General features: G+C 62.2%; 10 protein-coding genes. 4 read left to right on the top strand and 6 right to left on the bottom strand.

The features are described from left to right. Nucleotides 1-16: 16 nt before the first annotated feature. The 4 genes from LLY24_RS18185 to prlC all read right to left on the bottom strand — a co-directional run bounded on the left by LLY24_RS18185 (nt 17) and on the right by prlC (nt 6,060). The gene (locus tag LLY24_RS18185; protein ID WP_259037736.1) at nt 17-2,224 is read right to left on the bottom strand and encodes a TRAP transporter permease; all 2,208 of its coding nucleotides are present in this window, start codon (nt 2,222-2,224) and stop codon (nt 17-19) included. Between the two features lie 142 nt (nt 2,225-2,366). After that, nucleotides 2,367-3,365 (bottom strand): TAXI family TRAP transporter solute-binding subunit, encoded by a 999-nt coding sequence (locus LLY24_RS18180; protein WP_259037735.1) that lies wholly within the window; start codon nt 3,363-3,365, stop codon nt 2,367-2,369. Nucleotides 3,366-3,708: 343 nt separating this feature from the next. After that, nucleotides 3,709-3,960: a YheV family putative zinc ribbon protein gene (locus LLY24_RS18175; protein WP_259037734.1), complete on the bottom strand. Its 252-nt coding sequence runs from the start codon at nt 3,958-3,960 to the stop codon at nt 3,709-3,711. A 51-nt stretch (nt 3,961-4,011) separates the two neighbouring features. Beyond that, a complete protein-coding gene (gene prlC, locus LLY24_RS18170; protein WP_259037733.1) occupies nt 4,012-6,060 on the bottom strand; it encodes an oligopeptidase A in 2,049 nt (682 codons plus the stop codon). A gap of 252 nt (nt 6,061-6,312) precedes the next feature. Between prlC and LLY24_RS18165 the strand changes: the two genes are divergently transcribed. From LLY24_RS18165 to LLY24_RS18150, 4 genes are all read left to right on the top strand, one after another. Beyond that, nucleotides 6,313-8,067: an ABC transporter ATP-binding protein gene (locus LLY24_RS18165; protein ID WP_259037732.1), complete on the top strand. Its 1,755-nt coding sequence runs from the start codon at nt 6,313-6,315 to the stop codon at nt 8,065-8,067. A 91-nt stretch (nt 8,068-8,158) separates the two neighbouring features. Beyond that, nucleotides 8,159-9,502, top strand: coding sequence for a sodium-dependent transporter (locus LLY24_RS18160; protein WP_259037731.1), 1,344 nt, complete (start codon nt 8,159-8,161; stop codon nt 9,500-9,502). 33 nt (nt 9,503-9,535) lie between these two features. After that, nucleotides 9,536-10,090 (top strand): gamma carbonic anhydrase family protein, encoded by a 555-nt coding sequence (locus LLY24_RS18155; RefSeq protein WP_259037730.1) that lies wholly within the window; start codon nt 9,536-9,538, stop codon nt 10,088-10,090. 84 nt (nt 10,091-10,174) lie between these two features. Next, nucleotides 10,175-10,846: a metal-dependent hydrolase gene (locus tag LLY24_RS18150; RefSeq protein WP_259037729.1), complete on the top strand. Its 672-nt coding sequence runs from the start codon at nt 10,175-10,177 to the stop codon at nt 10,844-10,846. Here LLY24_RS18150 and LLY24_RS18145 read toward each other — a convergent pair. Beyond that, nucleotides 10,822-12,204 carry a sigma-54-dependent transcriptional regulator gene (locus tag LLY24_RS18145; RefSeq protein WP_259037728.1) on the bottom strand — a complete coding sequence of 461 codons (1,383 nt, stop codon included), beginning with the start codon at nt 12,202-12,204 and terminating at the stop codon, nt 10,822-10,824. The two genes, LLY24_RS18150 and LLY24_RS18145, sit on opposite strands and share 25 nt — an antisense overlap. After that, entirely contained in the window at nt 12,197-14,083 is a 1,887-nt protein-coding gene (locus tag LLY24_RS18140; protein WP_259037727.1) for a sensor histidine kinase, read from the bottom strand. The genes LLY24_RS18145 and LLY24_RS18140 overlap by 8 nt, the downstream gene beginning before the upstream one ends. Nucleotides 14,084-14,372 lie beyond the last annotated feature (289 nt).

Raw genomic sequence — 14,372 nt, 5'->3', positions numbered from 1 at the left:
GGGCAGTTTTTAGTCGTTACGCGGTGCTAACGGCCCCAGGGCGCTTGCCGCTATTGCGGCGCTGAAGCATGAACAGTGCGGCACCGATGGCAAGGCCAGCAAGGTCGGTGGCAAGGCCGCCGTAGATCAGGCAGAGCGCGCCGATGAGCATTACGCCGCGCTGCCACAGACGTACCGGGCCGAAGAACCAGGCTTGCACCGCCGCAGAAAGCAGGAAGATACCCAGTGATGCGGTAATGGCGACGCGGGTGATCTGCAGGGCCGAGCCCTCCATCAGCATGGCCGGGCTGTAGAAGAACATGAACGGCACGATAAAGGCCGCCAGCCCAATCTTGAACGAGGCCATCGAGGTCTTCATGGCGTTGTCGCCGGAGATGCCCGCGGCGGCGTAGGAAGCCAACGCCACCGGTGGAGTGATCGCCGACATGACGGCGAAGTAGAAGACGAAGAAGTGGGCGATGAGCGGCTGGATGCCGATATTGATCAGCCCCGGCGCGACCACGGAAGCGGCTACGGCGTAGGCCGCCGTGGTCGGCATGCCCATGCCGAGCAGAATCGAAATGCACATGGCGAAGAACAGCGCCAACAGCTGGCTGACCCCGGCCACGCCCAGTAGCAGCGACGAGAAGCGCGCACCAACGCCCGTCAGCGAGATGACCCCGACGATGAGCCCCGCGCAGGCGCATACCGCGATGATCTGAATCGACATGGTCCCGGCGAGCTGCAGCGCTTTGAGAATGGCACGAACGCCCATCTTGTTCGGCGAAATCCAGCTCACCACGGCGGCAGAGGCGGTCGCCAGCGTACCCGCGCGAATCACCGAGTAGCCCATGAACAGGGCTGCAATCAGGATCAGGATGGGAGCAAAGAGGTAGGCGTGGCGGGCGAGCTTTCTAAACTGCGGAATCTCGTCCTTGCGCATGCCGCGCATGCCCTTCTTGGCGGCTTCCAGGTCGACCATGAAGTAGACCGAGAGGAAGTAGAGTGCGGCGGGAATCAGCGCGGCAACGGCGATCTCACGGTAGGGAATACCGGTGATTTCGGCCATGATGAAGGCCCCTGCGCCCATGATCGGCGGCATGATCTGCCCACCGGTCGAGGCGGCGGCTTCGATGGCGCCTGCGCTGCGCCCGGGGTAGCCGACTTTCTTCATCAGCGGAATGGTCAAGGAGCCTGTCGAGACCACGTTGCCCGCCGAGGTGCCGTTGATCATCCCCATTAGGCCGGAGGCAAAGATCGACACCTTGGCCGGGCCACCGCGTGCGCGCCCGGCAGCTGCGAAAGCAAAGTTGACGAAGTAGTCACCCACTTTCGAGGCCTGCAGAAACGCGGCAAAGATGATGAACAGGATGATGTAAGTCGAGGAGACCGCCGTGGTCTGGCCGAGTACGCCGATGTCGGTATACACCTGGCTGAAGAAGCGGTAGACCGAAAGCCCCGGATAGCTGAGAAAGCCCGGCAGGTAAGGGCCGCCGAACACATAGGCCAAGAAGATGGCGGAGATGATCACCAGGGCGTTACCGGCCACCCGGCGGGTAAGCTCGAGAATCAAGAGCGATCCGGCGATGGCGGCGTAGGTCATGCCGACCGGGGCGAACGAGGTGCCCGTCGACATGCGCAGCGGCGTGTTATAGATCACCAGCAGGTAGGCGGCGCTGGCAAGCGCAGCCACCATCAGTACCAGGTCGGGCATGGAGAAGGTGGTGCGCACCTTGCGATAGCACCAGGAGAGCGCGATGGCCGCCACGGTGGCCGCAATCAGCGGCGCGCCAAAGTGCCACGTCTCGATGTGAGACTCGATGCGCATCGCACCGCCGCCGTTGAGCGCGCGCCACATGAGCCCGGTTTGAATCAGGGCGTATCCGGCAGGTAGTAGGAGTAACGCACCCAGGGCGGTCAGCCAGCGCGGCGACTCGTCGGCGGCGTCATGGGCGAAGCGGGCGCCGGTAAACAGGCCAAAGCCAAGTACCAAGGCGCCAGCGACGTGAATGATGCGATAAGACCACGTCTCCATAGGAATGACGTTGAGCGTGATCAGGTGAAACAGCGAGTAGATGATGGCGAGGCAGCCGAAGAGGGCCCACTGCCAGCCGGAAAAGAGGCGGCGGTTGGGTTCGATGACCTCTTCATCGACGCCTTCGGCCAGGAGCGCCTGGGCGTCTTGCGGCTCTACGGGGCCGCTAATGGGGGCAGCCGTGATGGGGCTGTCGGATTGGTGGCTCATGGGATTCGGCCCTTGGCGTCATCAATGGCAAGCGGAGCAACGCCGCTTACTGGGTAGGTGTCTGGCATGCTTGGAAAAATACGCCTAGATGCGGCTTTGCCGCGCTGGGCCACCGCAGAGACGGCAGCCCAGAGGACGAGCGTTACTGGCGAATCATGTCGTCGGCGATGTCGTAGCCGTTTTCGTTGAACCAGCGCGCGGCGCCGGGGTGGAAGGGCATAACGGTGTTATGTACCACGTTCTCCGGAACGCTCTCTTCGGCGCTGCGGTGGATGGAGATCATGCGGTCATTATTTTCCATGGTGATGCGAGTGGCTTCGTATACCAGGCTCTCCGGCAGGTCGCAGCCTGCGATGGCGAAGTTCCACATGGAGACCACGTGGGAATCCTCGTCCAGGCTTTCGTAGGTGCTGGCCGGGATATCGAACTCGGAAACCGGGAAGGCCTCGGTGATCTGCGCCAGCTCTTCGTCGGTGAAGTCGATGATGTTGACGTCGGTCTGGACTTCCAGCTGGCTAACGGCGGGAATCGGGATGCCCGCAGCAAAGGCGACGACGTCGAGCAGGCCATCTTGCAGCTGACCGCCGAGGTCCGACCAGCCGCCGTTACGGCGCTCGAAGTTTACGCCAAGCTCTTCCAAGATGGCCGGGAAGTAGACGTCGGACGTGGAGCCCGCCGGGCCGAAGCCGATGCGCGCGCCGTCGGGAATTTCAGAGATCGAGGTGATGCCTGAGCTTGAAAGCGCGGTGATCGAGAAGGGCGTTTCGTACATCGGGAACATCGCACAGGCGTTGTCCATCACCACGCCCGGCGCGAGCGGGCTGCGGCCGTTCATGGCGTCATCCGCCGGGCCCATGGTGGTCAGGCCAAAGGCCAGCTCGCCGGAGTGCACCAGCGCCAGGTTCTGCGTCGGGCCGCCGGTTACCTCACCGCCGCCGGTCATGCCGCCGAGCTCGTCGGCGATCAGGTTGGCCCAGCCGGAACCGTAGATATAGAAGGTGCCGCCCTGGCTAGCCGTGCCCACGGTGAAGCTCGACGGCCAGCCGTCGCGGTCTACTTCGGCCTCGGCGTGAGCGGTGGCAGCAGCCAATAGGGCGCCGCTAGCGAGCAGGGCCAAAGAAGCGGTTGTCGTGTTGCGCATGGCGAGAGTTCCTAATCCGTTATTGAGTTGGTCGTTGTTGTAACGCGGCAGTGCACGTCTGCGCCAAGGTATAGCGATTTTTACGCCATCTGCTGTTTTTGTCTTTTTAATCAATGGTTAATAGATTTCTATTTAAACTTTGGTTGAAGGCGATGGAAGGAGCAAAGAGGCCGAAGTGTCCGGAATGCCGCACGCTGAAATCATCAATGTGTGCGGTTTTTCGCACATGCAAAACGAGAGCGCCCCTTCTAGCGGCAGAGCCGCGAAGGAGCACTGAGGAGAAAGAAGCTCTGAGGAGAAATGTTTAACGCGACTTACAGGAGGTCAGCGTGGGAAGGCAGGGCTACGAACGGGACTTGCCGGGGTCGAGAATACGCACTGGCTGGACATCCTGGTGCTTCTGCTCGTCGCGCACCTCGTTGACGCGGGTGGTGAGCTCGGGCATCTCGCTCTCTTCGAGCGGCAGCTGTTCGAAAAAGCCGCAGGAAACGCATTCGCGGTAGCGGGTATCGTTCTGCTCCCAGGCACGAATGCGATCCATCTCTTTGCAGCGAGGGCAGACAACACCCGCAATGAAGCGTTTAGGGGTACTCATGGTGACAACTCCTAACGGCACGGCGCTAAGCCGTGCCGCGTGCGGTAGGGCTCAGGCGGCGCGAATGCCGCTATGACGCAGTAGCGGCTCGACGCTGGGTTCGCGTCCGCGGAAGGCCTCGAACAGCTTGGCGGCATCGCGCGCGCCGCCCATCTCGAGAATTTCCTGGCGAAAGCGCACGCCGGTGGGCTGGTCGAAGATGCCCGCCTCCTCGAAGGCGCTCCAAGCATCGGCAGAGAGCACCTCGGCCCACTTGTAACTGTAGTATCCGGCGGCGTAGCCGCCTGCGAAAATGTGCGCAAAGCTATTCTGGAAACGGTTGGCGTCGATCTTGGGCACTACCGACACGGCGCTGCGCACGTCGTCGAGCAGCGCCTGGATGTCGGCAGCGCTGGGTTTTTCCAGCTCGTGATGCAGGCGCAGGTCGAACAGCGAGAATTCGAGCTGGCGCACCATGCCCATGGCCGACTGGAAGTTCTTGGCCGCCTGTAGCCGCGTAAGCAGCTCTTCGGGCAGCGTCTCGCCTGTATCCACGTGGTGAGTCAGCAGATCGAGGCCTTCGCGCTCCCAGCAGTAGTTCTCCATGAACTGGCTGGGCAGCTCGACGGCGTCCCAGGCCACCCCGTTGATGCCTGAAATATCGGCGATACGCTGGCGCGTCAGCATGTGGTGCAGGCCATGGCCGAATTCATGGAACAGGGTGGTGACTTCGTCGTGAGTCAGCAGCGCCGGGCGCTCGCCCACGGGCGGGGTGAAGTTGCAGGTCAAAAAGGCAACCGGTAGCTGCAGGCCGTGCTCGGTATCGCGGCGCACTCGGCAGTCGGCCATCCAGGCACCGCCGCGCTTGCCTTCGCGGGCGTAGAGGTCGAGATAGAATCCGGCAATCGGCGTGCCGTTTTCGAGAATGCGGAAGTAGCGCACGTCCGAGTGGTAGTGCGGGACGCGGTCGTCCGCCTCGACGCTGACGTTGAACAGTCGCTCGGTGACCTTGAACAGGCCCTCGATCACGTGGGGCGCCGGGAAGTAGGGGCGCAGCTGCTCTTGGGAGATGGCGTGGCGCGCTTCGCGCAGCTTTTCGCTGGCGTAGGCGATGTCCCAGGGTTCGAGGCTATCGATCCCGAGCTCGTCGCGGGCGTAGGCGCTGAGCTCGGCGAACTCCTCCTGAGCCTGCGGATGCGCTCGGCGCGCCAGATCGTCGAGGAAATCGACCACCTGCGCGGGCGAGTCGGCCATCTTGGTCACCAGCGAGTAGTCGGCGTAGGTGGCAAAACCGAGCAATCGGGCAAGCTCTTGGCGCAGCGCAAGAATCTCCTCCATGATCGGCGCGTTGTCGAAGCTACCCGCGTTCGGCCCTTGGTCGGAGGCGCGGGTGACGAAGGCTGTGTAGACCTCGCGGCGCAGTTCGCGCTGGTGGGCATAGCTCACCACGGGGAAGAAGCTGGGAAAGTCGAGGGTGATGCGATAGCCCTCCACCCCTTTGGCCTCGGCCAGGGCTTTGAGCGTATCCAGCGCGCTTTGCGGCAGGCCGTCGAGTTCGGCGGTGTCGCTGACGTCCTTGTGCCACGCTTGGGTGGCATCGAGCACGTTGTTGGAGTACTGATTGCACAGCGTCGAGAGACGCGCCTGGATCTCGCCGTAGCGCTGCTTCTCGGCGCTGGCTAGATCGACCCCAGCGAGGCGAAAATCGCGCAGGGCGTTATCGACGGTGCGCTTTTGACCTTCATCGAGGCTCTCCCACACCTCGCCCTCCTTGAGCGCCTGCCAGGCGTGAAACAGGCCTTCGTGCTGACCCACCCAGGTGCCGTAGGCAGAAAGCTTGTCGAGACAGGCTTGGTAGGCGTCGCGAAGCTCAGGTGTGTTCATGGTGGCGTTGAGGTGCGACACCGGCGACCACGCTTGGGAGAGGCGATCATTCACCGCTTCCAGGGGGGCCGCGAAGCTCTCCCAGGTGGGCGGTGTCTGCTGCGCTTGATTGGCCAACTGATCGATGGCCGTGCGGCTCTCTTCCAGCAGCTGTTCCACTGCGGGTACTACGTGGTCGGCACGAATGTCGTCAAAAGGAGGGAGGTCGTGCGTCTCGAGCAGTGGGTTGCGTGACATGGAGCACCTCGGTGGTTGTGTCGGGGAATACGCGTTGCGCGTCGATAGCGATACAGTGCGGGCGAACGGGCGCGGTTTCAATGGCGCTGGGGGCGGTACCCTAGGCATCATGGCGGCGCGGCAGCTAGCCTCGGCTACATTATGCAAATGATTTTTATTACTTTACTATGAAGATGTTTTGCGCGGGCACGCTTGCCGCTGAACCCTTCCTGTTTGCTTATCCTCTCTTTGCCTGCCGATGAAGTGAATGCCATGAGCTCGACCCCCTCCGGTTTAATCAAGCGTTTTGCTACCTATTACCGCCCGCACCGGCGCCTGTTCGCGCTGGACTTTTCGAGTGCCGTGGTGGCAGGGCTACTGGAGCTTGCGTTTCCCATCGCGGTGATGCTGTTCATCGAGCATCTGCTACCTACGGGGGAGCTCGGCGTGATCGCGCTGGCGGCACTGGGGCTAATGTTGGTCTACGCGCTGAGTGCATCGCTGCACGTCATCGTCACCTACTGGGGGCATCTGCTGGGCATTCGTATCGAAACCGAAATGCGCCGTAAGGCTTTCGATCATTTGCAGACGCTGTCGTTTGGCTGGTTCGACGACCAAAAGACCGGCCACTTGGTGGGGCGCCTGACTAAGGATTTGGAGGAGATCGGCGAGGTGGCTCATCACGGCCCGGAGGATCTGTTCATCGCGGTGATGACCCTGCTTGGGGCCTTTGTGCTGATGCTGTGGGTCCATTGGCCGCTGGCGCTAATCACGGCCGTCATCCTGCCTATCTCGGCGCTGATCACCCTGCGCTACGGCAGTCGAATGACCGGCACCTTCCGCCAAATCTATGGCCGGGTGGGCGAGTTCAACGCTCGCATCGAGGAGAACGTTGGCGGTATTCGCGTCGTGCAGGCCTTCGCCAATGAAGATCACGAGCGCCGCCTCTTTGCCGAGAATAACCGTAACTACCTCGCCACCAAGCTCAAGGCGTATAAGGTGATGGCTGCATCGCTATCGCTCTCTTATCTATCGATGCGCTTCGTTCAGGTAGTGGTCATGCTGGCAGGCGCGTGGTTCGTGGTGGCTGGTGAGCTCAGTGCCGGTGGTTTCGTCGGCTTTTTGCTCTTGGTCAACGTCTTTTTTCGTCCGCTGGACATGATCAACGCCATGCTCGAAATGTATCCCAAGGGCATTGCGGGGTTTCGTCGCTACGTCGAGTTTCTCGATACGCAACCGGAGATCCGTGACACGCCAGAGGCCGAGGCGGCCGGACGCCTGCGCGGGGAGATCGCGTACCGCGGGGTTGCCTTTGCCTATGGCCAGGGCGCCGGGCGCCAAGGACCCGATGTGCTGCGCGGGATCGATCTGCACATCCATGCGGGTGAAACCATCGCCTTCGTTGGCCCGTCGGGCGCGGGCAAGACGACGATCTGCTCGTTGCTACCGCGTTTCTACGACGTCGTGGCCGGGGCGATCACCATCGATGGCCGCGATATTCGTGACATGACGCTGAAGTCGCTGCGCTCCAATATCGGTATCGTGCAGCAGGACGTCTTTTTGTTCGCGGGCACGGTGCGCGAGAACATCGCCTACGGGCGGCTTGAGGCGAGTGAGGCGGAGATTATCGACGCCGCGCACCGTGCTCGGCTCGATGAGGTCATCGCCGCCTTGCCCGATGGCTTGGATACGCTCATCGGTGAGCGCGGCGTGCGCCTTTCCGGTGGGCAAAAGCAGCGCCTGGCCATTGCGCGGATTTTCTTGAAGAACCCGCCCATTCTGATTCTCGACGAGGCTACCTCGGCGCTCGATACCGAAACCGAGCGCGCTATTCAGCAGTCGCTGGCCGAGCTCTCGGACGGGCGTACGACGCTGGTCATCGCGCACCGCTTGGCTACCATCACCAACGCTGATCGAATCGTCGTGGTAGAGCAGGGACGTATCGCCGAAATGGGCAGCCACGCCGAGCTTTTGGGCCGTGATCAGGGGCGTTATCAGCGCCTCTATAGCGCCCAGGTGGAGGCCTGAACCTAGCAGACAGCGCCAGTGTTTGGCCCCGCTCGCCGGGCCTGCTAGTCTTGCCTGCTTTCCCAAAGCCAATTAGGGGCTAGAGCACGACATGAGCGAAACGCTGGAGCGCTGGGGGTCGAAGCGCGCTTTCATTCTTGCGGTAACCGGTGCCGCCGTCGGGCTTGGCAACATTTGGCGCTTCCCCTATGTCGCGGGTGAAAACGGCGGCGCGGCCTTTTTGCTCGTCTACGTTGCCTTCGTCGTGCTACTGGGGCTTCCAGTGATGATGGCCGAGATCATGATCGGCCGCGCCGGGAGGCGCGGACCGATACAGTCTTTGGTAACACTCGCGATGGAAGCGGGCGCGTCGCCACGCTGGCGCTGGCTGGGGCTTTTTGGCGCCTTCACGGTCTTCTGTATTTTGTCGTTCTATTCGGTGGTCTCGGGCTGGTCGATCGAGTTCTTGGTTGCCTCGGTCAACGGCAGCTTCGTGGGCGCCAGCGCCGAGGCGATCGGGGCGGGGTTCGATGCCTTTCTGGCCAATCCCAAGCTTTTGATCTTCAACCACTCGCTGTTTCTCTTCATGACCATGACGGTGGTTGCTGCCGGCATCTCCAAAGGGTTAGAGCGGCTCAATAACCTGCTCATGCCGCTGCTCTACTTGCTCTTGCTACTGCTGGCGGGATACGCCATGACCACGAGTGGGTTTCGCGAAGCGCTGGCGTGGCTGTTTGTCCCCTCGTTCGAAGCGATTACACCGACGGTCGTGCTACACGCCATGGGGCATGCCTTCTTCACCCTGGCGGTGGGTGCCTGCGCGTTGATGGCGTATGGTGCCTACATGCCCGATGAGCAGAGCCTGCCCAAGGCGGCGGTGGCCGTGGCGGTGCTGGACATTAGCGTTGCCCTGTTGGCGGGCATCGCTATCTTCTCGGTAGTCTTCGCCCAGGGAATGGACCCCGCCGACGGGCCGGGGCTTATGTTCGTCACCTTGCCCATCGCTTTCTCGGAGCTGCCGGGCGGTATGTTCTGGCTCAGCATCTTCTTTCTCCTCTTGCTGCTGGCGACCTGGACCTCGGCGATCAATTTGGCTGAACCCATGGTGGCGACGCTGCAGGGGCTTGGCCTGCGCCGCGGCTTGGCGACGACGATCATTGGGCTCTGCGTGTGGCTTTTGGGGCTACTATCGGCGTTCTCGTTTTCGAGCCTAGCGGAGTTCAGGCCGCTGTTCGGGCGCAACGTTTTCGAGCTGGTCAGCACGATCCCACCCGATATTTTCCTGCCCTTTGGTGGGCTGTTGATCGCCGTTTTCGCTGCCTGGGTAATGCCTCGTGCGCGCGCGCATGGCGCCCTGGGGGCCGGTGATGCAGCGTTCGTCCTGTGGCTTGGCGTGACGCGCTGGATCGCCATTCCGTTGACCTTTATCGTGCTGTTGACCAGCCTGCTGCTCTAGCGGGCGATGATCGGCAAGCGCAGGGGAGAGAAGATGACCAAGGCAGTGAGAAACTTCGACGGCAGCGCACCGACGTTTGGCGCGCGCGTCTATATCGATCCGGCCAGCGTGGTGATTGGTGATGTGGTGCTCGGCGATGACTGTTCGGTGTGGCCCATGGCCGTCGTGCGCGGCGACATGCACCGTATTCGCCTCGGTGTGCGGGTCAGCGTGCAAGACGGCAGCGTCCTGCACATTACCCATGCCAGCGATTTCAACCCGGCGGGCTTTCCGCTCACGGTGGGCGACGACGTCACCATTGGCCATAAGGCGATCTTGCATGGCTGCACTCTGGGCAGCCGTATCCTCGTCGGCATGGGCGCGATCGTGATGGACGGCGCGGTCGTCGAGGACGAGGTGATCATCGCCGCAGGCGCAGTGGTCACCCCCGGCAAGCGTCTTGAGAGCGGATACGTCTACGCCGGTAACCCTGCCAAGGCGCTGCGGCCGCTAAAAGAGAGCGAGCGCGCCTTCTTTGCTTATACCGCGGGCAACTACGTCAAACTCAAGGATCGCTTTCTAGCTGAGCCGAACGTATCCGGCGAGTAAGCAAGGCGGCGATATTTTCGCTGTCGCTCATGTTGCACCCTGCTAAAATCTGTTAATTTATCCAGTTTTTCAGGGTGCCCTTGGATGGCCAATTTTCGTACGCACGTCGCAGTCGCGACAATGGGCGGTGTGCTTGCGGCCTATGTGGGGTGGCAGGCGCAGTGGTGGTCTTCGTCCCAGGCGCTGGTGGTCATCGCTCTGGTGGCCTTCGGCGGTATCCTGCCCGATATCGATGCCGACCGCTCGCGCTCGATTCGAATGATCTTCAACTGTTTATCGGTGCCGTCGCTGGTGCTTGGGGTGATGATCCTCGAGCGCTGGCTGACGCCTGGGCTACTGCTCGCCGCCTGCGGCGGTATCTACGTTGGCATCCGTTATCTGGCAAGCCTGCTCTTTTCGCGCCTGACCGTGCATCGCGGTATTTGGCATTCGCTGCTGGCGGGCGGGCTTTGCGCCTTGGCCACGGCGTCGGTCAGCTATCAGCTGCTGGCGCAGTCGGCTTGGATTGCGTGGTCGCACGGCATGGCGGTGTGGCTGGGCTTTTGCATTCACCTTGGGCTCGACGAGCTCTATAGCGTCGATCTCGAAGGCGCTCGGCTAAAGCGCTCCTTCGGCACCGCGCTTAAGCTCGGTGACGCCAAGCGTCCGCTGTCCAATCTCTTGATGATGATCGCGCTACTTACGCTGTTGCCGTGGATTCCGCCCTGGAGCGTCTTGGGGGAGCTACTGCATCAGGGCTCGTTACTGTGGCGGTAGTCGTCGGCGTTGAGGCCGTGGCGTTTTAGCTTGTCGTAGAGCGTTTTGCGCGGAATCGTCAGATGACGGCATACCTCGACCACGTGGCCTTGGTGGCGGGCGAGCGACTGGCTGATCAAGCTCTTCTCGAACAGCTCCACTTGGCGCGCTAGGCTGTGCGCCTCGATATCGGTGCCTGCGCCTTCGAGCAGGGCATCGAGACGGTAATCGAAGGCCGCGCCAAGCAGCACGAAGCGCTCGGCGAGGTTGCGTAGCTCGCGCACGTTGCCGGGCCAGTCGTGGGCGAGCAGGGCCGCCATGGCGTGGCTGTCGGGGGTCGGCGCTTCCAAACCGCTGCGGTTGGCCGCCACCACGGCAAAGTGCTGAAACAGCAGCGGGATGTCTTCGCGTCGCTCGCGCAGCGGCGGCAGCGGCAGGGTGACCACGTTTAGGCGGTAATAGAGGTCTTCGCGAAAGCTGCCCTCCTCCGAGGCGCTCTTCAAATCTACTTTGGTCGCGGCAATTACGCGAATGTCGAGCGGTACGGGCTCGTTGGCGCCCAGGCGTTCGATGCTACGCTCCTGCAGCACGCGCAATAGCTTGACCTGCAACGCCAGCGGCATCGACTCGATCTCATCGAGGAACACGGTGCCGCCGTTGGCGTGCTCGAACTTGCCGATACGCCGCTCGACGGCGCCGGTGAAGGCGCCCTTCTCGTGGCCAAACAGCTCCGACTCGATGATGTTTTCCGGCACCGCGCCGCAGTTGATCGCCACGAACGGATGGTGGCGGCGGGCGCTGCGCTCGTGGATGGCGCGCGCAACGAGGTCCTTGCCGGTACCGGTTTCGCCAAACAGCAGCACGTCGGCCTCTACTTGGCTGATGCGCTGAATCATCAGCGCTAAGCGCGAAATGACCGGTGTGCGCCCCACCAATCGCGGGCCGAGAGCCGCCTGCTGGACTTCGAGCTCGGCTTTGAGCCGATGGTTTTCAAGGCTTAGTTCGCGCTTTTCGATGCCGCGGCGTACCACGTCGAGCAACTGCTCCCCGGCGAAGGGTTTTTCGAGAAAGTCCCAGGCCCCGGCGCGCATGGCTTCCACGGCGGTGGAGATGTCGCCGTGGCCAGTGATGAGGATCACCGGCAGGGTGGCATCGCGCTTGTGTAGCTCACGCAGAAGCGTGATGCCATCCATGCCCGGCATGCGGATGTCGCTGACCACGACGCCGGGGAAATGCTCCGGCAGCGCGGCTAAGGCCTCCTCGGCGGAGGCGAAGCAGAGGGGCGCATAGCCCGCAAGCTCGAGCGTTTGACTCGCCGTGATGCGCAGGTGGGGCTCGTCGTCGATCACCATGACCGGCAGCGTCGACGCTTCATGCATGGGCGGAAGTCTCCTGGGGCTCGGGGGCGTGGGGCAGGGTGAGAATAAAGCACGCGCCGCCTTCGGCGCGATTGGCGGCGCTGAGCGTGCCGCCTAGATCGTCCATGATCCGCGAGGAAATGGAAAGGCCGAGCCCCAGCCCGCTGCCTGGTGCTTTAGTCGTAAAGAAGGGCTCGAAAATGCGCTCTACGTGATCCGGGGCGATGCCAGGGCCGCTATCGGCAACGCTGATCGTCACCGTATCGCCCTGGCGTTGAGCGGTCAGCGTAAGCGTCGGCGCGCTGTACGCTTTCATCGCCTGCAGCGCATTGCCGATGAGATTGACCAGTACCTGCTCTAGGCGCACCAGGTCTCCCTGCACCCACAGGGTGGTCTCGGGTAGACGCTGCTCGACGCGAACGCCTTGCTCGCTCAGGCGGCTGCCAAAAAGACGTAGTGCATAGGTGAGGCAAGCCTGAACCGAGATCAATTCCTGACGCTGCTCGCTCTTGCGCGAAAACTGGCGCAGTTGAGCGCTGATTTCGGCCATGCGTTCGGTTAGCTCGATGATCTGCGCAAGATTGGCGTCGACCTGCTCGGTGCGGGCGAGCTCGAGAAAGCGCCGAGCGTTTTCGCTATAGGCACGAATGGCCGCGAGCGGTTGGTTGAGCTCGTGGTTGATGCCGGCGGCGAGCTGACCGATCACCGCGAGCTTGGCCGCTTGAATGAGCTCGTTTTGGGTCTGACGCAGACTGGCCTCGGCGCGGCGGCGTTCGTCGATCTCATCAGAAAGACGCTGGTTGCTCGCTTTTAAGTCGCGCGTGCGCCGCTCGACGCTGATTTCGAGTTCGTCGCGTACGCGGGCGAGCGTTTGACGTTCGCGCTCGGCAAAGGCTTCGCGCTCGCGGCGCAGGCGCCTGCGCTGCCAGCCGACCCCGGCGCCAAGCGCCACGACGCCATAGAGCCCACCGGCCATCAGCGCGGCCATCCAGCGCGCACCGTTGACTGGCGCTAGTGACTTGAGGATGTGCATCTCCCAACCGAACTCGGGAATCGCGCGGGTCAGGCTCAAGAACTCATCATTGGCGAGCGGGCCGGTGGCGAAAGTGGCAAGACGCGCGCCGGGCGCTATCTCTTGACCAAGTACGAGACCCGAGGACGAGAGCGGCTCCATGGCATAGCGGCGAGTGTCGCGAAGCCTGCGCCGTTCGGCATCGCTGAGCGGCATGAGCGCGCGCATGCGCAGCTCCGGGGCGCTGGCCATGAAGATGATGTCGTCGCTATCGGTGACGAACAGCCGCGCCTCCTGATCGCTCCAGCTCTGCTCCACTTCGTCGAGCAGTACCTTGATAACGATGACGCCGTGGGGGCGGGCATCGGGCGAGGTGTCGTCGAGCCATACGGGGGCTGAAAAAAAGTAGCCGCGCTCCTGTGACTGGGTACCAAGCCCATAAAAGCGTCCTTGCCCACCAGCGATGGCATCGGCGTAGTAGCTGCGAAAGGCGTAGTTCTGACCAATGAAGGTGTTGGGGCGATGCCAGTTGCTGGCCGCGACGGTGTTGGCGTCGGCATCGAGCAAGTAGACGTCCGATACCCCAGCGGTGAAGCGGAAGCGATCCAGCAGCATGTTGAGCGGCATAGGGTTCTGCCCCTCAGGCGAGGCGAGAAAGCGGCGCACGCCTTCGCGGGTCGCCAGCACTTGGGGCAGGTAGTCGTAGCGCAGTAGGTAGCCGTTGAGGTTGGCAGCGAAGAGGCGCAGTTCGTTATCGGCATCTTCCTTGAGAGTGTCCAGCGCCTGCTCGTGGGCAAAGCGCGAAGCCTGCCACATGCAGAGTAGCCCCAACGGAATGGCGACGATCCATAGCCAGCGGCCCGCTGGACGAAAACTCGTAAGCTTCATAGGGAGAGCATCACAGGTATGGCTTCATAGACATAGCATGTTTCATGAACGGTGAATCATAAGCGGTGAGTAAAGCCCCTTGAGCCGATCATAAGAAGGGGGGCATCTGCCAACAAGTATCTGTTTTAGGCTTTTTTCCACCCTGAGCCAAAAACCCCTTGCCAAGGGCGGGGGTAATCCGTAAAGTACGCATCCGCTGCCGGGGGACGCCAAGCGCACCGGCGGTGATGAGACTGAAAAGTCTTGGTTTGTCAGGGAGTTACCAGGGTGTTGAAGGCCCGCTTGACAA

The sequence above is a fragment of the Halomonas dongshanensis genome (assembly GCF_024790395.1).
Lineage (GTDB): Bacteria > Pseudomonadota > Gammaproteobacteria > Pseudomonadales > Halomonadaceae > Vreelandella > Vreelandella dongshanensis.
Note: the sequence above shows the minus strand (reverse complement) of the source record. Positions and strands in the feature narration are given on the sequence as shown.

Excerpts from the sequence above, each read along its gene's own strand:
- LLY24_RS18185 (WP_259037736.1), bottom strand. The coding sequence starts at position 2,224 with ATGAGCCACCAATCCGACAGCCCCATCACGGCTGCCCCCATTAGCGGC.
- LLY24_RS18180 (WP_259037735.1), bottom strand. The coding sequence starts at position 3,365 with ATGCGCAACACGACAACCGCTTCTTTGGCCCTGCTCGCTAGCGGCGCC.
- LLY24_RS18175 (WP_259037734.1), bottom strand. The coding sequence starts at position 3,960 with ATGAGTACCCCTAAACGCTTCATTGCGGGTGTTGTCTGCCCTCGCTGC.
- prlC (WP_259037733.1), bottom strand. The coding sequence starts at position 6,060 with ATGTCACGCAACCCACTGCTCGAGACGCACGACCTCCCTCCTTTTGAC.
- LLY24_RS18165 (WP_259037732.1), top strand. The coding sequence starts at position 6,313 with ATGAGCTCGACCCCCTCCGGTTTAATCAAGCGTTTTGCTACCTATTAC.
- LLY24_RS18160 (WP_259037731.1), top strand. The coding sequence starts at position 8,159 with ATGAGCGAAACGCTGGAGCGCTGGGGGTCGAAGCGCGCTTTCATTCTT.
- LLY24_RS18155 (WP_259037730.1), top strand. The coding sequence starts at position 9,536 with ATGACCAAGGCAGTGAGAAACTTCGACGGCAGCGCACCGACGTTTGGC.
- LLY24_RS18150 (WP_259037729.1), top strand. The coding sequence starts at position 10,175 with ATGGCCAATTTTCGTACGCACGTCGCAGTCGCGACAATGGGCGGTGTG.
- LLY24_RS18145 (WP_259037728.1), bottom strand. The coding sequence starts at position 12,204 with ATGCATGAAGCGTCGACGCTGCCGGTCATGGTGATCGACGACGAGCCC.
- LLY24_RS18140 (WP_259037727.1), bottom strand. The coding sequence starts at position 14,083 with ATGAAGCTTACGAGTTTTCGTCCAGCGGGCCGCTGGCTATGGATCGTC.